Here is a 24,069-nt window from a genome sequence, read left to right on the forward strand (position 1 = left end):
CCGACCCCGGACCGGTCGTGTCAGCCGCCCGTGACGCGGGCGAGCAGCCCGCCGGTGCGTCCCACGCGGCCGGTGCGCCGCTCGGCCCGGTCGGCGCGGTGCGCGGCCCAGCGGGCCGCGGTGATGCCGGCCCACCGCACGGGCTCGGGCTCCCACGGCGGCGACCGGTGGCCCACCCAGGGCAACCGCGTCAGTGCTGACTCCGCACCGGTGACGAGGTCGGCGAGCGTGCGCCCGGCGAGGTTCGCCGTCGCGACGCCGTCGCCGACGTAGCCACCGGCCCACCCGATCCCGGTCGCGGTGTCCAGGCCGACGGAGGGGTGCCAGTCGCGGGGCACCCCCAGCGGACCGCCCCACGTGTGGGTCACCGCGTGGCCGGCCACCGACGGGAAGAGGTCGACGAGCGCCCGCCGCAGGTGGGCGTGGACGCGCGGTGCGTGGTCGTGCGCGGGCTCCACGGTGGACCCGAGGTGGTACGGGGCGCCCCGGCCGCCGAACGCCAGGCGGTCGTCCGCGGTCCGCTGCCCGTACACCAGCAGGTGGCGGGCGTCGGTGAACGTCTGCCCACGCTGCAGCCCGATCTGCGACCACACGTCCGCCGGGAGCGGCGCGGTGGCGATCATCAGCGAGTACACCGGCACCAGCGCGCGGCGCGTGCCCGGCAGCGTCGGGGTCCACCCCTCGGTCGCGCGGACGACCCACCGGCACCGGGCCGTGCCCCGGTCGGTGACGACCGCCCGTGGCGCGATGCGCAGCGCACGGGTGCCCTCCGCGATGCGGACCCCCCGCTGCTCGACGACGCGGGCGAGCCCGTGCGCGAGGCGCGCGGGCTGCACGCGTGCGCAGTCGGGCGTCCAGGCCCCGCCCAGCACGTCCGTCGCCCGCACGTGCGCGGCCACGCCCTGCGGGTCGAGCAGGTGCAGCTCGTCACCCCAGCGGCCGGCCTCGGCGACCTCGGCGGCGACGCGGTCCACCTGGGCGGCGTTGCGTGCCAGCGTCACCGTGCCGCCGAACCGGAAGTCGCAGTCGATCTGCTCGGCCGCGGTCACGCCACCCACCTCGACCACCGTGTCGCGCATCGCGGCGCGCATCGCGTGCGCCGCGTCCGGGCCGTACCGCCGCGCGAGCGCGTCACCCCCCACGGGGAACAGCGCCGAGCACCAGCCGCCGTTGCGCCCGCTGGCGCCGAACCCGGCGGCGTGCGCGTCGAGCACGAGCACGTCGAGCGACGGGTCGGCCTCCAGCAGGTAGTAGGCCGTCCACAGGCCGGTGTACCCGGCACCGACGACGACGACGTCCGCGGTGGTGTCCCCGTCCAGCGGCGGGCGGGGGCGGGCGGCGGTGGGGTCGTCGGCGACGACCTGGTCCCACCACAGCGAGACGTCCGCGAGCGTCACAGCCGCGCCCACGCCCGCGTGAGCACGTCGCGCAGGATCTGCTCGATCTCGTCGAACTGCGCCGGCCCGCAGGTCAGGGGAGGGGCGAGCTGGACGACCGGGTCGCCGCGGTCGTCGGCGCGGCAGTACAGGCCCGCCTCGTACAGGCCCGGGGTGAGGAACCCGCGCAGCAGCCGCTCGGACTCCTCGTCGTCGAACGTCTCCCGGGTCGCACGGTCCTTGACCAGCTCGATGCCGTAGAAGAAGCCCTCCCCGCGGACGTCGCCGACGATCGGCAGGTCCAGCAGCCGCTCGAGGGTGCTGCGCAGCACCGGGGCCTCGCGGCGCACGTGGTCCACGACGCCCTCGGCGTCGAACAGGTCCAGGTTCGCCATCGCGACCGCGGCGGACACCGGGTGGCCCCCGAACGTGTACCCGTGCGCGAAGCTCGTCGTCCCCGTCGCGAAGGGCTCGAACACCCGGTCCGACACGATGCACGCGCCGATGGGGGAGTAGCCGGAGGTCATGCCCTTGGCGCACGTGATCATGTCCGGCACGTAGCCGAGGTCGGTGCACGCGAACATCCCGCCGATGCGGCCGAAGGCGCAGATCACCTCGTCCGACACGAGCAGGACGTCGTGCTCGTCGCAGATCTCGCGCACGCGCTCGAGGTAGCCCGGCGGCGGCGGGAAGCACCCGCCGGCGTTCTGCACGGGCTCGAGGAACACGGCCGCCACCGTGTCGGGGCCCTCGAACTCGATGGCCTCCGCGATGCGGTCCGCGGCCCAGCGGCCGAACGCCTTGGGGTCGTCCCGCAGGTGCTCCGGCGCCCGGTAGGCGTTGGTGTTGGGCACCTTGTGCGCGCCGGGGACCAGCGGCTCGAAGGGCGCCCGGAGCTCGGGCAGGCCCGTGATGGCCAGGGCGCCGTGCGTCGTGCCGTGGTAGGCGATCGCCCGCGAGACCACCTTGTGCTTGCCGGGCTTCCCCCGCAGCCGCCAGTAGTTCTTCGCCAGCTTCCACGCGGTCTCGACGGCCTCGCCCCCGCCCGTGGTGAAGAAGACCCGGTTCAGGTCGCCCGGCGCGTAGGACGCCAGCCGCTCGGCGAGGTCGATGGCCTGTGGGTGGGCGTACGACCACACGGGGAAGTACGCGAGCTCGCGCGCCTGCGCCGCGGCGGCGGCGGCCAGCTCCTCACGGCCGTGGCCGAGCTGCACGACGAACAACCCGGACAGCCCGTCGATGAGTCGGTGCCCGTCGGCGTCCCAGATGTGGTGCCCCTCGCCCCGCACGATCGTCGGCACGCCCGCCTCCCACGCGCTCTGCCGGGTGAAGTGCCCCCACAGGTGGGTGCGGGCGGCCGTCTGCCGGTCGGTGCCGAGCGGCGTGGTGCTCATCGCGTCCCCCAGTTGTAGAGCTGCTTGTGCAGGCGCAGGTACACGAACGTCTCGGTGCTGCGCACGCCCGGCAGGGCGCGGACGGCGTCGTTGAGCACGGTGAGCAGGTGCTCGTCGTCCTCGCAGACGACCTCGACCAGCACGTCGAACGACCCGGCGGTGACGACGACGTAGTCGACCTCCGGGATGGTCGCGACCCGCTCGGCCAGCTCGTTGAGGTCCCCGTCGGCCCGGATGCCGATCATCGCCTGCCGCCGGAAGCCGACCTGCAGGGGGTCGGTCACCGCCACGATCTGGATGACGCCCTGCTCCTGCAGGCGCTGGACGCGCTGGCGGACGGCCGCCTCGGACAGCCCGACGGCCCTGCCGATGGTGGCGTACGGACGTCGGCCGTCCTCCTGGAGCTGTTCGATGATGCCCTTCGCCGCCGCGTCGAGCGCGACGGCGGTGCGGTCCCGCTGCGTCATGCCCCCGATCGTGGCGCGGACGGCGGCGCGGCCGCAAGGGATTCCGTCGGCGCGCAGGGGCGGGCGCGACGGATCCGTCACCCGGACCGGGGCAGCACCCCGGATTTCGATCTCCTCGTGGCCGTCGCCCTACCGTGCGGGCCGCCGGCGCACTAGCCTCGCCGCACCGCACGCCACGTCGGCCGCCCTGCGGGGCGTCAGGAGGACGACCGTGACCGACACCCCGCTCGAGCTCGGCAACGTCGTCGACGGCCGGGACGTCCCGGCGCGCGACGGGTCCACCACCGCGGTGGTGGACCCCAGCACGGGCCGGTCGTACGGCACGGCGCCGCTCAGCGGTCCCGAGGACGTCGACGCGGCGTACGCCGCCGCCGACCGCGCCGCCGCCGGGTGGGCACGCACCACGCCGGCCGAGCGGCAGGCGGCACTGCTCGCGCTGGCCGACCTCGTCGACGCGCACGCCGACGAGCTGGTGGCCGCGGAGTCCCGGAACACGGGCAAGCCGCTGCACCTGACGGTGACCGACGAGGTGCCGCCGTGCGCCGACCAGCTGCGGTTCTTCGCCGGGGCGGCGCGCGTGCTGCCCGGTCTGGCGGCCGGTGAGTACCTCGAGGGGCACACGTCCTGGCTGCGCCGTGAGCCCGTGGGCGTGGTCGGGCAGGTCACCCCCTGGAACTACCCGCTGATGATGGCGGTGTGGAAGATCGCCCCCGCGCTCGCGGCCGGCAACACGGTCGTCCTCAAGCCGTCCGACACCACACCGGTCACCACGGTGCGGCTGGCCCGGCTCGCGGCGCAGGTGCTGCCGCCCGGCGTGCTCAACGTCGTGTGCGGCGACCGCGGGACCGGTCGCGCGGTCGTCGCCCACCCGCGCGCGGACATGGTGGCGATCACCGGGTCCGTCCGCGCCGGGCGGGAGGTCGCGCGCGCGGCCGCGGACGGCCTCAAGCGCGTCCACCTCGAGCTCGGTGGCAACGCCCCGGTCGTCGTGTTCGACGACGCCGACCTGGAGGCCGCGGCGGAGGGCATCGCGGACGCGGCGTACTACAACGCGGGCCAGGACTGCACGGCCGCGTCCCGCGTCCTGGTCCAGGCCGGTGCGCACGACGACCTGGTCGCCGCGCTCGCGCGGGCCGCCGCCGCGCGGCGCACGGGGCCTCCGGACGACCCGGAGGTGGCCTTCGGGCCGCTGAACAACGAGCGGCAGCTGGCACGGGTCACCGGGCTGCTGGCGCGGCTGCCGGCGCACGCCACGGTGGTGGCGGGGGGCGGCAGACCCGCCCGTGACGGCTGGTTCCACGAGGCGACGGTGGTCGACGGGCTGCAGCAGCAGGACGAGATCGTGCAGGAGGAGGTCTTCGGCCCGGTCGTCACCGTCCAGACGTTCACCGACGAGGAGGAGGCGGTGCGTCTGGCGAACGACGTCCGCTACGGGCTCGCGTCCTCGGTGTGGACCCGGGACCACGCCCGGGCGCTGCGGACGACCCGCGCGCTGGACTTCGGCGTGGTCTGGGTCAACACCCACCTGCCGTTCGTGGCCGAGATGCCGCACGGCGGCTTCAAGCACTCGGGGTACGGCAAGGACCTCTCGCTGCTCGGGCTCGAGGACTACACCCGCGTCAAGCACGTGATGTCGGCGTTCGACGCGTAGGCCGTCGGAGGGTCGCTCCGGGCGGCACGCGCAGGGGGCGCGGACGAACGCGGACGAACACGGACGAGTCCGACCCGTGGTCACGCCTGTCGCTCCCGCGGGGCGCGCTCGTAGCATGTGCGCGCCGTCGCCGCACCACGGGTGTTCTCCGTCGCGAATGTTCCACCGATGGAAACTTTTCGTTGCAACAGGTGCTCGGCGCGACGGATTCCTTGTGCGGGCACCCGCGGGTGCGCCACCATCCACGCAGGCCGGGGGCGGCCGCGAGAGGAGCGAGATGAGCAGCGGTCGACGTGAGCTCCCGGGTGACCCCCGTGTGCGCGAGCTGGTGCGGCAGGCCCGTGGGGTGTCCCGCCGCAGGTTCCTCGCCGGTGCGGCGGGCACGGCCGGTGCGGGCGCGCTGCTCGCCGCCTGCGGCACCGCCGGCTCGACCCGCGCGGAGGACGGCGGCGGGGGCGCCGGGGGCCCGCTGCGGTGGGCGAACTGGACGCAGTACCTCGACCAGGACGAGTCGGGGACGAGCTTCCCGACGCTCGCGGCGTTCGAGGAGCGGTCCGGCATCGCCGTCGACTACGCGGAGGACGTCGAGGACAACGACTCGTTCTACGGGAAGGTCTCGCGCCAGCTCGAGAACGGCCAGGACATCGGCTACGACGTCGTCACCCTCACCGACTGGATGACGGCACGCTGGATCCGCCAGGAGTACGCGGCCGAGCTCGACCGGTCACGGATCCCCAACGCCGACAACATCCTGCCGAACCTCGCGGCGGTCGACTTCGACGACGGCCGGCGGTTCTCCCTGACGTGGCAGTCGGGCTTCGCCGGGATCGCGTGGGACACCCAGGCGATCCCCGACGGGCTGCGATCCGTCTCGGACCTGTGGGACCCGCAGTACAAGGGCCGCGTCGAGGTGCTGTCGGAGATGCGCGACACCATCGGGCTGATCATGCTCGAGAACGGCACGGACCCCGCGGGCGACTGGAGCACGGACGACTGGTTCGACGCGCTCGACGTGGTGCAGCGCCACCTCGACGACGGGCAGATCCGTCAGGTCCGGGGCAACTCCTACGTGCAGGACCTGGCCTCGGGCGACGCCGTGGCGTGCATCGCGTGGTCGGGTGACATCACGTCGCTGAACTACGAGTACGACGGGCGGTTCGCGTTCGCGATCCCCGACGCCGGCGGCACGCTGTGGAGCGACAACCTCATGGTCCCTCGCGCGTCGCCGCGCAGGGCGCAGGCCGAGGAGCTGTTCGACTACTACTACGACCCGCAGGTCGCCGCGGAGGTGGCCGCCTGGGTCAACTACATCACGCCGGTGCAGGGCGCCCAGGAGGCGATGGCGAGCATCGACCCCGAGCTCGCCGAGGACCCCATGATCTTCCCGACCGAGGAGATCCTGTCGCAGGTGCGCGTGTTCCGGACGCTCACCCCCGCGGAGGAGGAGCGCTACAACGGGCAGTTCCTCACGGCGATCGGGGCGTGAGGACGTGACCGCGGTCGGCACGGACGACCCGACGGTCGAGCGCGCGACCGCGGCGGGGGCCGCGCTGGAGATCGAGGGCGTCAGCAGGCGGTTCGGTGACTTCCTCGCGGTGGACGACCTCACCCTCGCGGTCGCGTCGGGCACCTTCTTCGCGCTGCTCGGCCCGTCGGGCTGCGGGAAGACGACCACGCTGCGGATGGTCGCCGGGCTGGAGCGGCCCTCGGCGGGCACCGTGCGCCTCGCCGGTCAGGACGTGACGGGCGTCCCGGCGCACCGGCGCCCGGTCAACACCGTGTTCCAGTCCTACGCGCTCTTCCCGCACCTCGACGTGCTCGAGAACGTGGCGTTCGGGCTCCGCCGGCGCAGGACGCGCGACGTGCGGGCGCGGGCGCTCGAGGCGCTCGAGCTCGTCGAGCTCGCGCACCTCGCCGACCGGCGTCCGGCACAGCTGTCCGGTGGGCAGCAGCAGCGGGTGGCGCTCGCGCGAGCCGTGGTCAACCGGCCGGCCCTGCTCCTGCTGGACGAGCCGCTCGGCGCGCTCGACCTCAAGCTGCGGCGGCGGATGCAGCTGGAGCTCAAGCGCATCCAGGCGGAGGTGGGCATCACGTTCGTCCACGTCACGCACGACCAGGAGGAGGCCATGACGATGGCCGACACCGTCGCGGTGATGAACCGGGGTCGCATCGAGCAGGTCGGCGCGCCCGCGGACCTGTACGAGCACCCGCGGACCGCGTTCGTCGCGAACTTCCTGGGGCAGTCGAACCTGGTCCCCGGCACCGTGGTCGAGGTGCTCGACGGCGGGCGGGTGCTGGGCGTCGACGTCGCCGGCACCCGGCTGCGCGTGCCCGCGGCCCGCAGCGTCGCGGCAGGTCCCCGCGTGCTCGTGGGCGTGCGACCGGAGAAGATCCGGCTGGTCGGGGCGGACGAGCAGGTCGGCACGGCGCACGACGTCCTGCGGGGCGGCACCGTGGTCGACACGTCGTTCACCGGGGTCAGCACCCAGTACCAGGTGGACGTGGGCGCGCTGGGCACGGTCGGGGTCTTCGCCCAGAACGCCGGCGGGACGCCGGTCCACCCGCCCGGCACCCCGGTGGCGCTGGCGTGGGACCCGGACTTCGCCTTCGCCCTCGACGGCGACGAGGAGCCCGCCGCGGGCACGGTCGACCTGGACGACGAGCCGTGAGTGCGGCAACGGTGCTGAGGCGGTCCCGCGCCGGCACCGCCCTCGCGGGGCAGCCCCCGGCACCGGCGGGCGGACGCGGCGCACGCCGCCTCCTGGTGCCGGGCGTGCTCTACCTCGGCGTGTTCTTCGTGCTTCCCGTGGGCACCCTGCTCGCGACGTCCCTGTACGCGCCCGTGCCCGGCGGCGAGCTGGGGCAGTACACGCCCGCCCTGCGGTGGCAGAACTACCCGGAGGCGCTCGGCGCGTTCTGGCCCCAGCTGGTCCGCTCGTTCGCGTTCGCGGGCGCCGCGACCGTGGTGGCGCTCGTCGTCGGGTACCCGATGGCGTACGTCATCGCCGTCCGGGCCCGCGGGCGCCGGACGCTGCAGGGGCTGCTCGTGGTCCTGGTCGTGGCGCCGTTCTTCACGAGCTTCATCCTGCGGACCATCGCGTGGAAGCAGATCCTCGCGGACGGGGGAGCGGTGGTCGGCGCGCTGCGCTGGCTGCACGTCCTGCCGCCGGACGGCCGGGTGTCCGCCACGTCGGCCGCGGTCGTCGTGGGCCTGACGTACTCCTTCCTGCCCTTCATGGTCCTGCCGCTGTTCGCCGCGCTCGAGCGCCTGGACCCCCGGCTGCTGGAGGCGGGGGCCGACCTGTACGCCGCACCCGCGACGACGTTCCGACGCGTGACCCTCCCGCTGTCGATGCCGGGCGTCGTGGCCGGCACGCTGCTGACGTTCATCCCCGCCGTCGGTGACTACGTCAACTCCTCGCTCCTGGGCAACAGCACCACGACCGTCATGATCGGCCAGGTCGTCGACGCCCGGTTCTTCCGGCTGCTGGACTACCCGACCGCCGCGGTGCTGTCGGTCGTCCTCATGGTCACGATCCTCGTGCTCGTCACGGCGTACGTGCGGCGCGCGGGCACCGAGGACCTGGTGTGACCCGGCTGCGGCTCGGCGGCGCGGTCGTCCCGACGTTCGCCGCGCTCGGGTTCCTGTTCCTGCTCGTGCCCGTGGCGTACACCGTGCTGTTCTCGTTCAACGACGGTGGCAAGACCAACCTCGTGTGGCGCGGGTTCACGCTCGACGCGTGGCGGAACCCCTGCGGTGCGCCGCGGGTCTGCTCCGCCCTGGTCGGGTCCCTGCAGGTCGGCGCGGTCTCGACGGTCGTCGCGACGACGCTCGGCACCCTCCTGGCCATCGGGCTCGTGCGGGCGCGGTTCGGTGGTCGCCCGGCGGTCGACCTGCTGGTCTTCCTGCCCATGGCCACGCCCGAGGTCGTCCTCGGCGCCGCGCTCGTCTCGCAGTTCCTGTCCCTGCGCCTGCCGCTCGGGTTCGGCACCGTGGTGCTGGCGCACGTGATGTTCTGCCTGAGCTTCGTGGTCGTGGCCGTCAAGGCCCGCGTCTCGACGCTCGACCCGGCGCTCGAGCAGGCGGCGGCGGACCTGTACGCCACGCCCTGGCAGGCGTTCTGGCGCGTCACGTTCCCGCTGCTGCTGCCCGGGATCGGGGCCGCCGCCCTGCTGGCCTTCAGCCTCAGCTTCGACGACTTCATCGTCACGAGCTTCACGTCGGGCGGGTTCACGACGTTCCCGAAGTTCGTCTACGTGTCGGCGACCCGGGGCATCCCCCCGCAGGCCAACGTCATCAGCTCCGCGATGTTCGTCCTGGCGCTGCTCGTCGTGCTGGTCGTGCAGGTGGTCGCGCGGGCGCGTCGCCGCTGAGCGCTGCGCCGCCCGGGGGACCGGCGCACCGGTTCACAGGCGGACCGGGGATGATGTGCTGCGGCGGACGTACCCTGTCCGCGCACGCAGGGCCGACCGCGGCCCGCAGGAGGGGGTGTCGTGGAGACCGTCGTCGGGGTGCTCGTCTTCGTCGTCGTGCTGCTCGGCTCGATCGCGCTGCACGAGGTGGGGCACATGGTGCCCGCCAAGCGGTTCGGCGTGCGCGTCAGCCAGTACATGGTCGGGTTCGGCCCCACGCTGTGGTCCCGCACGCGCGGTGAGACCGAGTACGGCATCAAGGCGCTGCCGCTGGGCGGGTACGTCCGGCTCATCGGCATGTACCCGCCGGACGAGGCCGTCGGCGCGCGGGCGCCGCGCACCTGGTGGCAGCGACTGGCCGCCGACGCGCGTGCCGCCAGCGCCGAGGAGATCCGCCCCGGCGAGGACCACCGCGCCTTCTACCGGCTGACGACGCCCAGGAAGCTCGTCGTCATGCTGGGCGGCCCGGTGATGAACCTCCTCATCGCGGTGGTCCTGCTGCTCGTGGCGTATGTCGGCATCGGCGTGCCCGTGCCCGGCACCACGGTCGCGAGCGTCTCGGAGTGCATCGTCGCCGCGGACGCGCCGGCCGGTACCGCGTGCGCGGCGGACGACCCGCCGGCGCCCGCGGCGGCCGCGGGCGTGCAGCCGGGGGACCGCCTCGTGTCGTTCGACGGCGTCGAGGTGACCTCGTGGGCGCAGGTCAGCGGTCTCATCCGGGACGCCGGCGACCGGACGGTCCCGCTCGTCGTCGAGCGGGACGGCCGGCAGGTCGAGCTGACGGCCACGCCCGTGGTGGCCGAGCGCCCCGTCGTCGACGACGACGGCTTCGCGGTGACGGACGACGCCGGCGCGGTGGTGACCCGCGAGGTCGGGTTCCTCGGGCTCTCCCCGGCGTCGGTCATCCAACGGCAGTCGGTCGGCGAGGCGCTGTCCGTCGCCGCGTCCGGGACGTGGCAGACCGTGCAGGTGGTCGTGACGCTCCCGCAGCGCGTGGCGGACCTCGTCACCACCACCGCCACGGGTGGTGAGCGGGACCAGACGTCGATCGTCGGCCCCGTGGGGGTGGGCCGGTTCGCCGGCGAGATCGCGGCGATGGACACCGAGCCGGTCGCGGTGCGTGCCGCGGGTCTGCTGTCGACGCTCGCGATGCTCAACCTCGCGCTGTTCGTGTTCAACCTGCTGCCCCTGCCGCCGCTGGACGGCGGGCACGTGGTCACCGCGCTGTGGGAGGGCGCACGGCGTCAGGTCGCCCGCCGACGCGGTACCGCGCGACCGCGGCCGGCCGACTCCGCGCGCCTCGTGCCGCTCGCGTACACGGTCTTCGTCGTCCTGGGCGGCGTCGGTCTGCTGCTGGTGTACCTCGACATCGTGGACCCCGTCCGGATCGGCTGACCGGTGCGGCGGGCGCCGCGGTCGTGGACGTCCGGTGACGGCTCGGTGAGCATGCGTGTGATGCACCCCGCCCTCCGCGGACGCGGGCGCGGGAGGATGGGATGATGGGAAGGTGAGCACCCCGATCAGCCTCGGCATGCCGCAGGCCCCCGCACCCGTGCTGGCCCCGCGGCGCCCCACCCGCAAGATCCGCGTCGGCAAGGTCGAGGTCGGCGGCGACGCCCCGGTCTCGGTGCAGTCGATGACGACGACGCCGACGACCGACATCAACCGCACGCTGCAGCAGATCGCGGAGCTGACGGCCTCGGGCTGCGACATCGTGCGGGTCGCCGTGCCCAGCCAGGACGACGCGGACGCGCTGCCCGCGATCGCGCGCAAGTCGCAGATCCCCGTGATCGCGGACATCCACTTCCAGCCGAAGTACGTGTTCGCGGCGATCGACGCCGGCTGCGCGGCCGTGCGCGTCAACCCGGGCAACATCCGCAAGTTCGACGACCAGGTCAAGGAGATCGCCCAGGCGGCCACCGACGCGGGCGTCTCGATCCGGATCGGTGTCAACGCCGGCTCGCTGGACCCGCGGCTGCTCGCCAAGTACGGCAAGGCGACGCCCGAGGCGCTCGTCGAGTCGGCCGTCTGGGAGGCCTCGCTGTTCGAGGAGCACGGGTTCCGTGACTTCAAGATCAGCGTCAAGCACAACGACCCCGTCGTCATGGTCCGCGCGTACGAGCTGCTGTCCGAGCGCGGCGACTGGCCCCTGCACCTCGGTGTCACCGAGGCCGGGCCGGCGTTCCAGGGCACGATCAAGTCCGCCACCGCCTTCGGTGCGCTGCTGAGCAAGGGCATCGGCGACACCATCCGCGTGTCGCTGTCGGCCCCGCCGGTCGAGGAGGTGAAGGTCGGCATCCAGATCCTGCAGTCCCTGAACCTGCGCCCGCGCAAGCTGGAGATCGTCTCGTGCCCGTCGTGCGGTCGCGCGCAGGTCGACGTCTACACGCTGGCCGAGAAGGTCACCGCGGGCCTGGAGGGCATGGAGGTGCCGCTGCGCGTCGCCGTCATGGGCTGCGTCGTCAACGGCCCCGGCGAGGCGCGCGAGGCCGACCTCGGTGTGGCCTCCGGCAACGGCAAGGGGCAGATCTTCGTCAAGGGCGAGGTCATCAAGACCGTGCCCGAGTCGATGATCGTCGAGACGCTCATCGAGGAGGCCATGCGGCTGGCCGAGACGATGGACCCCGTCGAGGCGGGCAACGGCACGCCTGTCGTCAGCGTCGGCTGAGTGACGGGCGCGGACCGCGTCGCCGCACGCGCGACAGCCGCGTGTGACCTGGGGCACAATCAGGACATGGTGCTGCCGCCGGCGACGACGCTCTCGGGACGCACCGGTGCGGCCGTGCTCGGCGACGGCGACGTGCCGGCCGCCCTCGCGGTCTGCGCGACGGACCCCGTCGGGTCGGTGCTCGCCGCCAGCCGCCTCGAGCACGCGGCGACCGTGGGTGTGCGGCGGGCCGGCGGCGAGCTGTGGGGCTACGCCGAGGACGACGTCCTGCTGGCGATCTGCTGGGTCGGCGCCAACCTGGTCCCGGTCGTGGGGACGAGCGACCCGGCGGTCCACACCCGCGCGACGGCAGCGTTCGCCGAGCTCGGTGCCACCCGCGGGCGCCGCTGCTCGTCGATCGTCGGCCCGGCGCCGACCGTGCTCGACCTGTGGGGCCGGCTGCGCGGCACCTGGCCCGTGGAGCGCGAGGTGCGGGCGCACCAGCCGTCGATGGTCCTCGACACCGAACCGCTCGTCGCGTCGGACCCGCGGGTGCGCCGTTCCCGCGCCGACGAGTACGACATCGTGCTGCCCGCGTGCATCCGCATGTTCACCGAGGAGGTCGGGTACTCCCCGGCCAGCGGCCCGGGGGGTCCGTACGAGACGCGGGTGCGCCGGCTCGTCGAGGAGGGACGCTCCTTCGTGCTGGTCGACCGCTCGGGCGGGTGGCGCCGGCCACGGGTCGTGTTCAAGGCCGAGGTGCCGGCCGTGGCCGGTGGCGTCGCCCAGGTGCAGGGCGTGTGGGTCGACCCCGAGCGCCGCGGCGAGCGCCTCTCCGAGAGCGGGATGGCGGCAGTCGTCCGGGCGACCCGCGCCGACGTCGCACCCGTCGTGTCCCTGTACGTCAACGGCTACAACACCCGGGCCGTGAGGGCCTACGAGGCCGTCGGCTTCCGCGAGGTCGGCGCGTACGCCACCGTGCTGTTCTGACCGGCCGGGCGCCACCGCGACCGGCGGCCGGCGTCAGCGCAGCAGCCGCGACATGCGCCGGTCCGCGAGCGGCTTGCCCCCGGTCTGGCACGTGGGGCAGTACTGCAGCGACGAGTCCGCGAAGGACACCTCGTGGACCGTGTCCCCGCACGGGGTGCCGTCCCACCCGGGGCACGGCTCGCCGGTGCGGCCGTGCACGCGCATGCCGCGGCGCTTGGCGTCCTTCAGCTCGGCGGCCGGGCGCCCCGAGGCGGTCGCGACCGCCTCCGTGAGGACCTCACGGATCGCGGTGTGCAACGTGCGGGTGCGGGCCTCGTCGTAGGAGCGGGTGGGGGCGAACGGGCTCGTGCGGGCCACCAGCAGGATCTCGTCGGAGTAGGCGTTGCCGATGCCGGCGATCGTGCCCTGGTCCCGCAGCAGGCCCTTGACCTGCTGGTTGCGTGCCGCGAGCAGCTCGCCCAGCCGCTCGGGCGTGAACTCGTCCGAGAGCGGCTCGACGCCGAGCGTCGCGATCGCCGGCACGTCGTCGGGGTCCGCGACGACGTGCACGGCCAGCCGCTTGCGCGTCCCCGCCTCGGTCAGGTCGAAGCCCGATCCGTCGTCGAACCCGACGCGCAGCGCGATCGGCGACCTCCCGGGCCGCGCGGGCCGCTCCGGCAGGTCGTCGTACCAGCGGACCCAGCCCGCACGGGCGAGGTGCCACACGAGGTGCAGCGGACCGTCCGCAGGGGAGTCCACCGCGGTGTCCAGCCACTTGCCGTGCCGCGCCACGTCCGTCACCCGCCCACCGCGCAGCGCGGTCGGGGCGGGGCGGAACGTCTTGAGCGCACTGATCGCCGCGACCTCGACGCGGGTCACGGTGCGGCCGACCGTCCGCCCGCGCAGGTGCTGCGCGAGCGCCTCGACCTCGGGCAGCTCCGGCACGGGGTCATCCTCGCACCGGGGGGCGCCCCGCCGCCCGCGCACGGTCCGCCGGTGCGCGCCGGGCATCGACGCCCGCGCAGCGTCGGTGCGCGCCCGGCACGCGCACTAGGCTCGTCGCCATGCTCCTGCGCATGTCCACACTGTTCCTCCGTACCCTGCGCGAGGACCCCGCCGACGCCGAGGTCGCCAGCCACCGGCTGCTCGTGCGCGCGGGGTACATCCGCCGCGCCGCCCCCGGGATCTACACCTGGCTGCCGCTGGGTCTGCGGGTCCTGTCGAAGGTCGAGCAGGTGGTCCGCGAGGAGATGGCGGCGATCGGCGCGCAGGAGGTGCACTTCCCGGCCCTCCTGCCCAAGGAGCCGTACGAGGCGACGGGCCGGTGGGCGGAGTACGGGCCCAACATCTTCCGCCTCAAGGACCGCAAGGGCGGCGACTACCTGCTCGCGCCCACGCACGAGGAGATGTTCACGCTCCTGGTGAAGGACCTGTACTCCTCGTACAAGGACCTGCCGCTCGCGCTCTACCAGATCCAGACCAAGTACCGCGACGAGGCCCGGCCCCGCGCCGGCCTCATCCGCGGCCGCGAGTTCGTCATGAAGGACGCGTACTCGTTCGACGTCGACGACGAGGGCCTGGCGGCGTCCTACGAGGCGCAGCGCGGTGCCTACCAGCGGATCTTCGACCGGCTCGGGCTCGAGTACGTCATCGTCGCCGCGACCTCCGGCGCCATGGGCGGCTCGCGGTCCGAGGAGTTCCTCACCCCGACGGCCATCGGCGAGGACACGTTCGTGCGCTCGCCCGGCGGGTACGCGGCGAACGTCGAGGCGGTCACCACCGTGGTGCCCGACGCGATCGACTGGTCCGCCGCGCCCGCCGCGCACGTCGAGGACACCCCGGACACGCCCACGATCGACTCGCTCGTCGCGCTCGCCAACGAGCGCCTGCCGCGGGACGACCGGCCGTGGACGGCCGCGGACACGCTGAAGAACGTCGTCGTGGCGCTCGTGCAGCCCACCGGTGAGCGCGAGCTGCTCGTCGTCGGCCTGCCCGGCGACCGTGAGGTCGACCTCAAGCGGCTCGAGGCCGCCGTCGCGCCCGCCGAGGTCGAGCCCGCGGGGGACGCCGACTTCGCCGCGCACCCCGAGCTCGTCCGCGGGTACATCGGCCCGTCCGTGCTCGGGCCCAACGTGCCCGTGGCGGACGGCGAGGAGCGCACCGCGCTGCGTTACCTCCTCGACCCCCGCGTGGTGCCGGGCACCCGCTGGATCACGGGCGCGAACGCGCCCGGACGCCACGTCTTCGACCTGGTGGCCGGCCGCGACTTCACCGCCGACGGCACCGTCGAGGCCGCCGAGGTGCGCGCGGGCGACCCCGCACCCGACGGGTCGGGCCCGCTCGAGCTCGCGCGCGGCATCGAGATCGGCCACATCTTCCAGCTGGGTCGCAAGTACGCGCAGGCCCTCGGCCTGACGGTCCTCGACCAGAACGGCAAGTCGCGGGTCGTCACCATGGGCTCCTACGGCATCGGCGTCACGCGCGTGCTCGCCGCGCTCGCCGAGGCCAACCACGACGACCGCGGGCTCGCCTGGCCGGCCGACGTCGCGCCCGCGCACGTCCACGTCGTGGCGACGGGCAAGGACGCCGCCGTCTTCGAGGCGGCCGAGGCCCTGGCCACGACGCTGTCGGCGCGCGGCGTCGAGGTGCTGTACGACGACCGGCCCAAGGTCTCGCCCGGTGTGAAGTTCGCCGACGCCGAGCTGCTGGGCGTCCCGCTCGTCGTGGTCGTCGGACGTGGCCTGGCCGAGGGCGTGGTCGAGGTCCGGCCGCGGGTCGGCGGCACCCCCGAGCAGGTCCCCGTCGCCACGGCGGCCGACCGCGTCGCCGAGATGGTCGACGAGCTGGTCGCCGGCTGACGCCCGCCCCGGCGCGATCGGGACGACGCCCGCTCGACCGACCTCAGCGGCCGGGTCGGGCGGGCGTCCCGCGTCCGGGCCGACCGTCGGCCTCGGTGCCGGCGGTCAGCCCACCGGGGTGGTCGCGAGCTCCGGCATGCCGGGGAAGGGGACGGCGGCTGCGCCCCAGGCGACCGCGGCGACCGTCGCCGTGCGCAACGACGCGATCGCGTCGGCCCGCGCCCCCGCCGGCGCGTCGGCCACGGCCTGTGCGGAGGCGTCGGCCACGGCCTGCTCCAGCGTGCGGGGCAGGGCGTCGGCGACCGTCGGGTCGTCCAGCCCGCCGGGCAGGGCGTACGCGGCCCGGCGCGGGTCGGTCGGCCGGCCGACGACGCCGGCGGTCGCCGCCCACGTGTCCGACGCCCGGCGGTGCCCGTCCGCGGCTGCCAGCAGGGTGGCGCGCCGGTCGTCCGCAGCGCGGGCGGCGAGGACGGCCAGCGTCCACGCGGCCTCGTCGTGCGCGAGCGCCAGGGCCCTCGCGCCGTCCCGTGCCGCGGGCGTCGCGTCACCGGGGGTCGCCTCACCGGTGGGCGCGGCCGTGGGGTCGGCGGTGGCGTCTGCCGCCGTGCCCGCGGCCACGTCGGGCGCTGCGGGGGCCGGGTCGGGGCGCGGCGCGCCCGTCGCGGCCGCGAGCCGGTCGGCCAGCGCGTCGCGCGACACCGACACCGACGCCACCAGCCGGGCGAGCGCACCGTCCGGCACGTCGTCCGCGTCGTCCGCCGCACGCGCCGCGTCGTCCACCAGTGCGCCCAGCACGCCGGTGACGTCCGTCACCGCGGGCGTCGTCGCAGCGGTCCCGGGCGTGGGCGTCGCGTCCGGCAGCCCGGAGTCGTAGACGCCGCCGAGGGCCTCGACGTGCCGGTCCGAGAACGCGGCGACGTCGTCCAGGACGGTCCGGGTCGCCTCGTCGGCGGACGGTGCGGCGGCGCGCGCGGCGTCGGCCAGCGCGAGGGCGTCGTCCACCGTCCGGGCCCGGACCTGCTCGATCGCGTCCGGGGACGGCTCGGCCGGCGGCGGTGACTCGAGCCGCACGCCGCACCCGCCGAGCGCGAGCGCACCCGTCAGCAGGGCGGACGCCACGCGCAGCAGCGGTGCGCGCCGGCGCGTGGACGGGTGTGCGGGGGGTGGGGTGGGGTGGCGGTCCATCGGGCGCGATCCTGCCATGCCCGCCGCCCACGGCCCGGCACGTCCGGTGGGGACGCCGGGAGTCGTTAGGCTGGCTCCACAACGTCACAGGGTCGCCGCCTGCGCCCCACCGTGCAGGAGAGTCGACAGGAGGCCGGGTCATGGGCGCGCCAGCCACCGCACCCCGGGTGCGGGAGATCGTGGAGGCAGCCGTGACCGGTGCCGGTCTGCTGCTCGACGACCTCCAGGTCGCCGGCAGCGGACGCGGCACGGTCGTGCGCGTGGTCGTGGACCTGCGCGACGAGGACCCGGGCACGCTCGACCTCGACCGGGTGGGTGACGTCACGCGCGCCGTGTCGGACGCGCTCGACGCCGCCGACGTGCTGCCCGCGGCCTACACGCTGGAGGTCGGCAGCCCCGGCGCCGAGCGCCCGCTCACGGCCGCACGGCACTGGCGGCGGGCCCGGGGGCGCACCGTCGTGGTGCGGTGCACCGACGGGCGCACGCTCACCGGCCGCCTGGAGCAGGTCGGCGACGGCGAGCGGCCGGACCTCGTGGTGGTGCCGGTGACGGCCCCCGGCAAGGGCCGTCGGCCCGTGCAGGGCGCGCCCGTGACGCTGACCTGGGACGACGTGCGTGACGCACGGGTGCAGGTGGACCTCGCCGCAGTGCGCGACGCCGAGGACGACGACGACGCGGTCTCTCGGGACGGCGCAGGAAGGGGCTGACGTGGACATCGACATGCAGGCGCTGCGACTCATCGAGCGCGAGCGGGAGATCAGCCTCGACGTGCTCGTCGAGGCCATCGAGCAGGCGCTGCTCTCCGCCTACCACCGCACGCCCGGCGCGCAGGCGCGCGCGCGGGTCGAGCTGGACCGGCGCAGCGGTCACGTGACCGTCTGGGCACGCGACCCGCTGCCGGAGGACGCAGAGCCCGGCACGCCGGACACGCCGGAGTACGAGGACACCCCCGCGGGCTTCGGCCGCATCGCGACCGCGACCGCGCGTCAGGTCATCGTGCAGCGCCTGCGCGACGCCGAGGACGACCAGGTGCTCGGCACGTTCCGCAGCAAGGCGGGCGAGGTGCTCGGCGGCGTCATCCAGCAGGGACGCGACCCGCGCACCGTGCTCGTCGACGTCGGCGGTGTCGAAGCCGTCCTGCCGGCGCACGAGCAGGTGCCGGGGGAGCGCTACGTGCACGGCGAGCGGCTGCGCGCCTACGTGCTCGACGTCGCCCGCGGTCAGCGCGGGCCGCAGATCACGCTGTCGCGCACGCACCCGAACCTCGTGCGCAAGCTGTTCGCCCTGGAGGTGCCGGAGATCGCCGACGGCACGGTCGAGATCACCGCGATGGCCCGCGAGGCCGGCCACCGGACCAAGATGGCCGTGCGTGCGAACGTGCCCGGCGTCAACGCCAAGGGCGCCTGCATCGGCCCCATGGGCGGGCGGGTGCGCGCCGTCATGGCCGAGCTCCACGGCGAGAAGATCGACATCGTCGACCACTCCGACGACCCGGCCGAGATGATCGCCCACGCGCTCTCCCCGGCACGTGTGCTCGACGTCACGATCGTCGACCCCGTCGCCCGTGCCGCACGCGTCGTGGTCCCCGACTACCAGCTCTCCCTCGCCATCGGCAAGGAGGGTCAGAACGCCCGTCTGGCCGCGAAGCTGACCGGTTGGCGCATCGACATCCGGTCCGACGCGGAGCCCGCGGAGGGCGCCGCACCCGGGCCGTCCCGCGGTGCCGACGACCCGGCTGCGGGGGCGTCCGGTCCCGTCCGGTGACCAGGCGCGCTAGACTCGCTGAGGCTGGGCCGGCTGCCCGGCTCTCCTCGCCGAGCAGGCGGAACCCCGATCCCGCGCCCCAGGCGCCCGAACAGGGTCCCGTCCGCACGTGTGTGGGGTGCCGTGCGACCGGCCTCAGGTCGGCCCTGCTGAGGGTGGTGCTGTCCGACGACGGCGCGGGAGATCCCGTGCTCGTGGTGGACGAGCGCCGCCGGATGCCGGGCCGGGGTGCGTGGCTGCACCCCGACCAGCGTTGCCTCGAGCTCGCCGTACGACGGCGGGCCTTCGGCCGGGCGCTGCGGCACACCGGCCCCCTGGGGGTCGATGTCGTGGAGCAGGTCGTCACGCGGCTCGCCGTGCAGGATCAGCCACAGCACAGCACCACGGTGCCGGGACCGACTCCGGTACCGACCGTCGACCGGGAAAGCGGGTTGGAAGCCGATGGCTACCCGATGAGCACGCACCGATGAGTACCCAGCGATGAGTACCTCGCACTAACGACGGTCCGACCCTGTCCGGGCGGACCAGGACAGGAGAGATGTGGCCAAGGTCCGCGTCTACGAGCTCGCGAAGGAGCTCGGGGTCGACAGCAAGACCATCATGACCAAGCTCAACGAGCTCGGAGAGTTCGTCCGCTCGGCGTCATCGACGATCGAGCCCCCCGTCGTGCGCAAGCTGCGCGACACGTACCCGGTGGGCGGCTCCGGCAAGCCCGCCGCACCCGCGCGCCCCGCCGCGCCGCAGGCGGCCGCACCGTCCGGGGGCACGCCCGCCCCGGCACCGGCGCGTCCCGCGGCACCTGCCGCTCCCGCACCGGCCGCTCCGGCGCCGGCCGCGGCAGCACCGCAGGCCCCGGCACCCCTGGCCCCGGCCCCGCAGGCTCCGGCACCGCAGGCCCCGGCCGCGCAGGCCCCGGCGCCCCAGGCTCCGGCCCCGCAGGCGCCCGCCGCCCAGTCCCCGGCCCCGCGCGCGGCCGCACCGGCCAACCCCGGTGCCCGTCCGTCGCAGTCGGCCCCGCAGGGCGCCCGTCCCGGCGCACCCCGTCCGCCGCAGTCCGGTGGCCAGGGCGGTGCCCGTCCCGGTGCCCCGCGTCCCGCGGCACGTCCGGGCAACAACCCGTTCGCCCCGGCCCAGGGCATGCCCCGCCAGGGCGAGCGCCCCGGCGGTCCGCGTCCCGGCGGCCCGCGTCCGGGCAACAACCCGTTCGCCCCCTCGCAGGGCATGCCGCGTCCCGGTGACCGCCGTCCCGCACCCGCCGAGGGTGCGCCCGCGGCGGCTGCCGGCGAGCGCCCCGGCGGTCCCCGCCCCGGCGGTCCGCGTCCCGGTGGCCCGCGCCCCAACCCGGGCATGATGCCCGGTCGCACGCAGAGCGGCGTCGGTCGCCCCGGTGAGCGTCCGGCCCCGGCCGGCCGCGGCGGTGGCGGTCGTCCCGGCGGTGGCGGCGGCGGGTACGGCGCCCGTCCCGGTGGCGGCGCCCCCGGTGGCGGTGGCGGCTTCGCCGGTCGTCCCGGCGGTGGCGGTCGTCCCGGCGGTGCCGGTCGCGGCTCCACCCAGGGTGCGTTCGGTCGCGCCGGTGGTCGCCCCGTCCGTGGGCGCAAGTCCAAGCGGGCGAAGCGCCAGGAGTTCGAGCAGATGCAGGCGCCGTCGCTGGGCGGCGTGTCCGTCCCGCGCGGCAACGGCAAGACGGTCGTGCGCCTGCGTCACGGCTCGTCGCTGAACGACTTCGCCGACAAGATCGACGCCAACCCGGCCTCGCTCGTCACCGTGCTGTTCCACCTCGGTGAGATGGCGACGGCGACGCAGTCGCTCGACGAGGACACCTTCGGTGCGCTCGCGTCCGAGCTCGGCTACGTCATCGAGATGGTGTCGGCCGAGGAGGAGGACCGCGAGCTGCTCGGGGCCTTCGACATCGACCTGGAGGCCGAGCTCGAGGCCGAGGGCGACGAGGTCCTGGAGGCACGGCCCCCGGTCGTCACCGTCATGGGTCACGTCGACCACGGCAAGACCAAGCTCCTCGACGCCATCCGGTCCACGGACGTCGTCGCGGGCGAGGCCGGCGGCATCACCCAGCACATCGGTGCGTACCAGGTGCGCGCCGAGCACGAGGGCGTCGAGCGGGCCATCACCTTCATCGACACCCCGGGTCACGAGGCGTTCACCGCCATGCGTGCCCGTGGTGCCCAGGTCACCGACATCGCGATCCTCGTGGTCGCGGCGGACGACGGCGTGATGCCCCAGACGATCGAGGCGCTCAACCACGCGCAGTCGGCCAACGTGCCGATCGTCGTCGCGGTCAACAAGGTGGACAAGGAGGGGGCCAACCCCGACAAGATCCGCCAGCAGCTCACCGAGTACAACCTGGTGGCCGAGGAGTACGGCGGCGACACGATGTTCGTCGACGTCTCCGCCAAGCAGCGCCAGGGGATCGACCAGCTGCTCGAGGCCGTCCTGCTCACCGCGGACGCGGCCCTCGACCTGCGGGCGAACCCCGACAAGGACGCGCGCGGCGTCGCCATCGAGGCGAACCTCGACAAGGGCCGCGGTGCGGTCGCGACGGTGCTGGTCCAGTCCGGTTCGCTGCACGTCGGTGACGCGATCGTCGCCGGCACGGCCCACGGCCGCGTGCGCGCCATGCTCGACGAGCACGGCGAGAACCTCACCGAGGCGGGCCCGGCCCGTCCCGTGCAGGTGCTCGGTCTGTCCTCGGTGCCCCGCGCGGGCGACACGTTCCTCGTGGCGCCCGACGAGCGCACCGCGCGTCAGATCGCCGAGAAGCGTGAGTCGGCCGAGCGTGCCGCCCTCCTGGCCAAGCGCCGCAAGCGCATCAGCCTCGAGGACTTCACGCAGGCGCTGCAGCAGGGCAAGGTCGAGACCCTCAACCTGGTCCTCAAGGGCGACGTGTCCGGTGCCGTCGAGGCGCTCGAGGACGCGCTGCTCAAGATCGACGTCGGGGACGAGGTCGACCTGCGCGTCATCCACCGCGGTGTGGGTGCCATCACGCAGAACGACGTCAACCTGGCGACGGTCGACAACGCGATCATCATCGGCTTCAACGTGAAGCTGGCGCCGCGTGTCGAGGAGCTGGCGGACCGCGAGGGCGTCGACGTGCGCTTCTACTCGGTCATCTACCAGGCGATCGACGACGTCGAGGCGGCCCTCAAGGGCATGCTCAAGCCGGAGTACGAGGAGGCGCAGCTCGGCAGCGCCGAGGTCCGCGAGATCTTCCGCTCCTCGAAGTTCGGCAACATCGCCGGGTGCATCGTGCGCTCCGGCGAGATCCGCCGGAACACCAAGGCGCGCGTGCTCCGCAAGGGCAAGGTCATCGGGGACAACCTCACGATCGAGTCGCTCAAGCGGTTCAAGGACGACGCGACCGAGGTCCGCGAGGGCTACGAGTGCGGTATCGGCCTCGGGTCGTTCAACGACCTGCAGCTCGAGGACGTCATCGAGACCTTCGAGATGCGCGAGAAGCCGCGCAGCTGACGATCGTGAGGTCGTCCCTCGGACGACCTGACGGGAGGGACGGCGGGCCGCACGGCCCGCCGTCCCTCCCTCCGATCGTCCTCGTCAGTTCGTCACCCCTCGTCACCCTTGCGGTGAGGAGGGCTAGGGAAAGGTGGCGGCATGGCCGACACAGGACGGGCGCGCAAGCTGGCCGAGCGGGTCCAGCAGGTGGTCGCGCAGATGATCGACACGCGGGTCAAGGACCCGCGCCTCGGGTTCGTGACGGTGACCGACGTCCGCGTCACCGGCGACCTGCAGCACGCGGACGTGTACTACACGGTCCTCGGTGACGAGGAGGCCCGTGAGGGGTCCGCGAAGGCGCTCGAGAGCGCCAAGGGCCTCATCCGGTCGGAGGTCGGCAAGCAGACGGGCATCCGTCTCACGCCGACGCTGGCCTTCCACCTCGACGCGGTGCCGGAGACGGCGGCGCACCTCGAGGAGGCGCTGTCCGAGGCGGCCCGGCGGGACGCCGAGGTGGCACGGCTCGCCGCGAGCGCCCGGTACGCCGGCGAGGCCGACCCGTACCGTCGCGACGACGACGAGACCGGCACCGACTGAGCACCCCTCGACGGGCCCCGCGCCACGGCCACGTGCCGGCGCGGGGCCCGTCGTGGTCGCCGGCCCGTCTCCCATGTCGTCGTGGCGTCGTTCCGGCGTCGTCCCGGCGTCGTCGCGCTGCCCGCCCGCCCGACGTCCCGGTGCGGTGTCCCCGGGGCAGCGGTGGACGCACCCGCGTGCGGCACGCCGTGGGTCCGCCGCTAGCCTGGCCGGATGCCGACCGCACCGCACCACGTCCCGGTGTCCGCATGAGCGCCCCCGCGCGCCGGGGTGACGCCCGGCAGGCCGGGCCCCGCCGGCCGACCGCCGCCGACGGGCTCCTCGTGGTCGACAAGCCCGCGGGGTGGACGAGTCACGACGTGGTCGCGCGCGTGCGGCGGCTGGCGTCGACCCGCAAGGTCGGGCACGCCGGGACGCTCGACCCCATGGCGACCGGTGTCCTGGTCCTCGGCATCGGCAGGGCCACCCGGCTGCTCACGTACGTCACCGGGGCGGACAAGGACTACGCGGCGACCGTGCGCCTGGGCGTGGCCACCACGACGGACGACGCGGAGGGTGAGGTCGTGGCCCGGGTCGACGCGTCGGCGGTCGCGCGCGCCGAGCTGCTCGCGCGCGTGGCGGCGCTGACCGGCGACATCCGCCAGGTCCCCAGCGCGGTGTCGGCGATCAAGGTCGACGGGCAGCGCGCCTACGCGCGCGTGCGCGCCGGTGAGGACGTCGAGCTGGCCGCGCGGCCCGTGCGCGTGGCCCGGTTCGAGGTCGTGGCCGCGCGGCCCGACGTCGACGACGGCGTGCCGGTGCTGGACGTCGACGTCGAGGTCACCTGCTCGTCGGGGACGTACGTGCGGGCGCTGGCGCGGGACCTCGGTGACGCCCTCGACGTCGGCGGGCACCTCACGGCCCTGCGTCGCACACGCGTCGGCGGGTTCGGGCTGGGGCAGGCGCGCACCCTCGACGAGCTCGGTGCGACGCCGGACGACGTGGCGGTGACCGTGGTGCCGCTCGCGGAGGCGGCCCGCGGTGTGCTGCCCGTGCGGGAGCTCACGGAGCCGGAGGCGCGGGCGCTGTCCTACGGGCAGGGCGTCGACGCTCCCGACGCTCCCGATGCTCCGGGCGGCCCGCTGGCGGCTATCGCGCCCGACGGGACGCTCGTCGCGGTCGTGGAACGGCGGGGTGGGCGCCTGCGGCCCGCGGTGGTGTTCGCGCCGGCGTCCTGACCTGCAACGGGAGGGGACGAAACGATTCGCGGCCGGGCGGGCCCCGGCCGTGGCTTCCGGTTCGTC

Annotated in this window: 20 protein-coding genes; 15 read left to right on the forward strand and 5 right to left on the reverse strand. The window is 74.7% G+C overall.

Going from position 1 to position 24,069, the window contains the following annotated elements; genetic code table 11:
- Positions 1-20 precede the first annotated feature (20 nt).
- From BMZ16_RS14845 to BMZ16_RS14855, 3 genes are read right to left on the reverse strand one after another with little or no spacing between them, the layout of a single operon-like run.
- The gene (locus BMZ16_RS14845) at positions 21-1,409 is read right to left on the reverse strand and encodes an NAD(P)/FAD-dependent oxidoreductase (RefSeq protein ID WP_089801794.1); all 1,389 of its coding nucleotides are present in this window, start codon (positions 1,407-1,409) and stop codon (positions 21-23) included.
- Positions 1,394-2,770, reverse strand: coding sequence for an aspartate aminotransferase family protein (locus BMZ16_RS14850; RefSeq protein WP_089801797.1), 1,377 nt, complete (start codon positions 2,768-2,770; stop codon positions 1,394-1,396). Before BMZ16_RS14850 ends, BMZ16_RS14845 begins: the two co-directional genes overlap by 16 nt.
- Positions 2,767-3,237: an Lrp/AsnC family transcriptional regulator gene (locus BMZ16_RS14855; protein WP_089801799.1), complete on the reverse strand. Its 471-nt coding sequence runs from the start codon at positions 3,235-3,237 to the stop codon at positions 2,767-2,769. The genes BMZ16_RS14850 and BMZ16_RS14855 overlap by 4 nt, the downstream gene beginning before the upstream one ends.
- A gap of 211 nt (positions 3,238-3,448) precedes the next feature.
- Between BMZ16_RS14855 and BMZ16_RS14860 the strand changes: the two genes are divergently transcribed.
- From BMZ16_RS14860 to BMZ16_RS14895, 8 genes are all read left to right on the forward strand, one after another.
- Positions 3,449-4,888: a gamma-aminobutyraldehyde dehydrogenase gene (locus tag BMZ16_RS14860; RefSeq protein WP_089801801.1), complete on the forward strand. Its 1,440-nt coding sequence runs from the start codon at positions 3,449-3,451 to the stop codon at positions 4,886-4,888.
- 277 nt (positions 4,889-5,165) lie between these two features.
- A complete protein-coding gene (locus BMZ16_RS14865; protein WP_089801803.1) occupies positions 5,166-6,374 on the forward strand; it encodes a polyamine ABC transporter substrate-binding protein in 1,209 nt (402 codons plus the stop codon).
- Positions 6,375-6,378: 4 nt separating this feature from the next.
- Complete coding sequence (locus BMZ16_RS14870; RefSeq protein ID WP_089801805.1) at positions 6,379-7,557, forward strand: ABC transporter ATP-binding protein; 1,179 nt, start codon at positions 6,379-6,381, stop codon at positions 7,555-7,557.
- Positions 7,554-8,480 (forward strand): ABC transporter permease, encoded by a 927-nt coding sequence (locus tag BMZ16_RS14875; protein ID WP_255366714.1) that lies wholly within the window; start codon positions 7,554-7,556, stop codon positions 8,478-8,480. Before BMZ16_RS14870 ends, BMZ16_RS14875 begins: the two co-directional genes overlap by 4 nt.
- The gene (locus tag BMZ16_RS14880; protein ID WP_369822630.1) at positions 8,477-9,262 is read left to right on the forward strand and encodes an ABC transporter permease; all 786 of its coding nucleotides are present in this window, start codon (positions 8,477-8,479) and stop codon (positions 9,260-9,262) included. Before BMZ16_RS14875 ends, BMZ16_RS14880 begins: the two co-directional genes overlap by 4 nt.
- A gap of 120 nt (positions 9,263-9,382) precedes the next feature.
- Positions 9,383-10,696, forward strand: coding sequence for a M50 family metallopeptidase (locus BMZ16_RS14885; RefSeq protein WP_089801810.1), 1,314 nt, complete (start codon positions 9,383-9,385; stop codon positions 10,694-10,696).
- A 136-nt stretch (positions 10,697-10,832) separates the two neighbouring features.
- Positions 10,833-11,969, forward strand: a complete 1,137-nt coding sequence (ispG, locus tag BMZ16_RS14890) for a flavodoxin-dependent (E)-4-hydroxy-3-methylbut-2-enyl-diphosphate synthase (RefSeq protein WP_177199737.1) — start codon at positions 10,833-10,835, stop codon at positions 11,967-11,969.
- Positions 11,970-12,035: 66 nt separating this feature from the next.
- Positions 12,036-12,938: a GNAT family N-acetyltransferase gene (locus BMZ16_RS14895; protein WP_089801813.1), complete on the forward strand. Its 903-nt coding sequence runs from the start codon at positions 12,036-12,038 to the stop codon at positions 12,936-12,938.
- 33 nt (positions 12,939-12,971) lie between these two features.
- Here the strand turns inward: BMZ16_RS14895 and BMZ16_RS14900 are convergent, their stop codons facing one another.
- Complete coding sequence (locus tag BMZ16_RS14900) at positions 12,972-13,862, reverse strand: Fpg/Nei family DNA glycosylase (protein ID WP_089801815.1); 891 nt, start codon at positions 13,860-13,862, stop codon at positions 12,972-12,974.
- 119 nt (positions 13,863-13,981) lie between these two features.
- Between BMZ16_RS14900 and BMZ16_RS14905 the strand changes: the two genes are divergently transcribed.
- Positions 13,982-15,775, forward strand: a complete 1,794-nt coding sequence (locus tag BMZ16_RS14905; protein WP_089801817.1) for a proline--tRNA ligase — start codon at positions 13,982-13,984, stop codon at positions 15,773-15,775.
- A 105-nt stretch (positions 15,776-15,880) separates the two neighbouring features.
- On the opposite strand, the gene BMZ16_RS14910 is transcribed toward BMZ16_RS14905, so the two are convergent.
- A complete protein-coding gene (locus tag BMZ16_RS14910) occupies positions 15,881-16,960 on the reverse strand; it encodes a DUF4439 domain-containing protein (protein ID WP_143082855.1) in 1,080 nt (359 codons plus the stop codon).
- A gap of 140 nt (positions 16,961-17,100) precedes the next feature.
- On the opposite strand from BMZ16_RS14910, the gene rimP reads away from it, so the two are divergent.
- The 6 genes from rimP (at position 17,101) to truB (ending at position 24,003) form a co-directional block, all read left to right on the forward strand.
- Positions 17,101-17,667: a ribosome maturation factor RimP gene (gene rimP, locus BMZ16_RS14915; RefSeq protein ID WP_089801821.1), complete on the forward strand. Its 567-nt coding sequence runs from the start codon at positions 17,101-17,103 to the stop codon at positions 17,665-17,667.
- A 1-nt stretch (position 17,668) separates the two neighbouring features.
- Positions 17,669-18,724: a transcription termination factor NusA gene (nusA, locus tag BMZ16_RS14920; RefSeq protein WP_089801823.1), complete on the forward strand. Its 1,056-nt coding sequence runs from the start codon at positions 17,669-17,671 to the stop codon at positions 18,722-18,724.
- 158 nt (positions 18,725-18,882) lie between these two features.
- Positions 18,883-19,194, forward strand: a complete 312-nt coding sequence (locus BMZ16_RS14925; RefSeq protein WP_369822631.1) for a YlxR family protein — start codon at positions 18,883-18,885, stop codon at positions 19,192-19,194.
- Positions 19,195-19,264: 70 nt separating this feature from the next.
- Positions 19,265-22,207 carry a translation initiation factor IF-2 gene (gene infB, locus BMZ16_RS14930; protein ID WP_089801827.1) on the forward strand — a complete coding sequence of 981 codons (2,943 nt, stop codon included), beginning with the start codon at positions 19,265-19,267 and terminating at the stop codon, positions 22,205-22,207.
- 141 nt (positions 22,208-22,348) lie between these two features.
- Positions 22,349-22,786, forward strand: a complete 438-nt coding sequence (gene rbfA / locus BMZ16_RS14935) for a 30S ribosome-binding factor RbfA (RefSeq protein WP_089801829.1) — start codon at positions 22,349-22,351, stop codon at positions 22,784-22,786.
- A 248-nt stretch (positions 22,787-23,034) separates the two neighbouring features.
- The gene (gene truB, locus BMZ16_RS14940) at positions 23,035-24,003 is read left to right on the forward strand and encodes a tRNA pseudouridine(55) synthase TruB (RefSeq protein WP_089801831.1); all 969 of its coding nucleotides are present in this window, start codon (positions 23,035-23,037) and stop codon (positions 24,001-24,003) included.
- Positions 24,004-24,069 lie beyond the last annotated feature (66 nt).

Origin of the sequence: Cellulomonas sp. KH9, assembly GCF_900114185.1 — a bacterium.
GTDB lineage: Bacteria > Actinomycetota > Actinomycetes > Actinomycetales > Cellulomonadaceae > Cellulomonas.

Coding starts and splice junctions, on each gene's coding strand:
- BMZ16_RS14850 (WP_089801797.1), bottom strand. CDS start 2,770: ATGAGCACCACGCCGCTCGGCACCGACCGGCAGACGGCCGCCCGCACC.
- BMZ16_RS14855 (WP_089801799.1), bottom strand. CDS start 3,237: ATGACGCAGCGGGACCGCACCGCCGTCGCGCTCGACGCGGCGGCGAAG.
- BMZ16_RS14865 (WP_089801803.1), top strand. CDS start 5,166: ATGAGCAGCGGTCGACGTGAGCTCCCGGGTGACCCCCGTGTGCGCGAG.
- ispG (WP_177199737.1), top strand. CDS start 10,833: ATGCCGCAGGCCCCCGCACCCGTGCTGGCCCCGCGGCGCCCCACCCGC.
- BMZ16_RS14895 (WP_089801813.1), top strand. CDS start 12,036: ATGGTGCTGCCGCCGGCGACGACGCTCTCGGGACGCACCGGTGCGGCC.
- BMZ16_RS14905 (WP_089801817.1), top strand. CDS start 13,982: ATGCTCCTGCGCATGTCCACACTGTTCCTCCGTACCCTGCGCGAGGAC.
- BMZ16_RS14910 (WP_143082855.1), bottom strand. CDS start 16,960: ATGGACCGCCACCCCACCCCACCCCCCGCACACCCGTCCACGCGCCGG.
- rimP (WP_089801821.1), top strand. CDS start 17,101: ATGGGCGCGCCAGCCACCGCACCCCGGGTGCGGGAGATCGTGGAGGCA.
- rbfA (WP_089801829.1), top strand. CDS start 22,349: ATGGCCGACACAGGACGGGCGCGCAAGCTGGCCGAGCGGGTCCAGCAG.
- truB (WP_089801831.1), top strand. CDS start 23,035: ATGAGCGCCCCCGCGCGCCGGGGTGACGCCCGGCAGGCCGGGCCCCGC.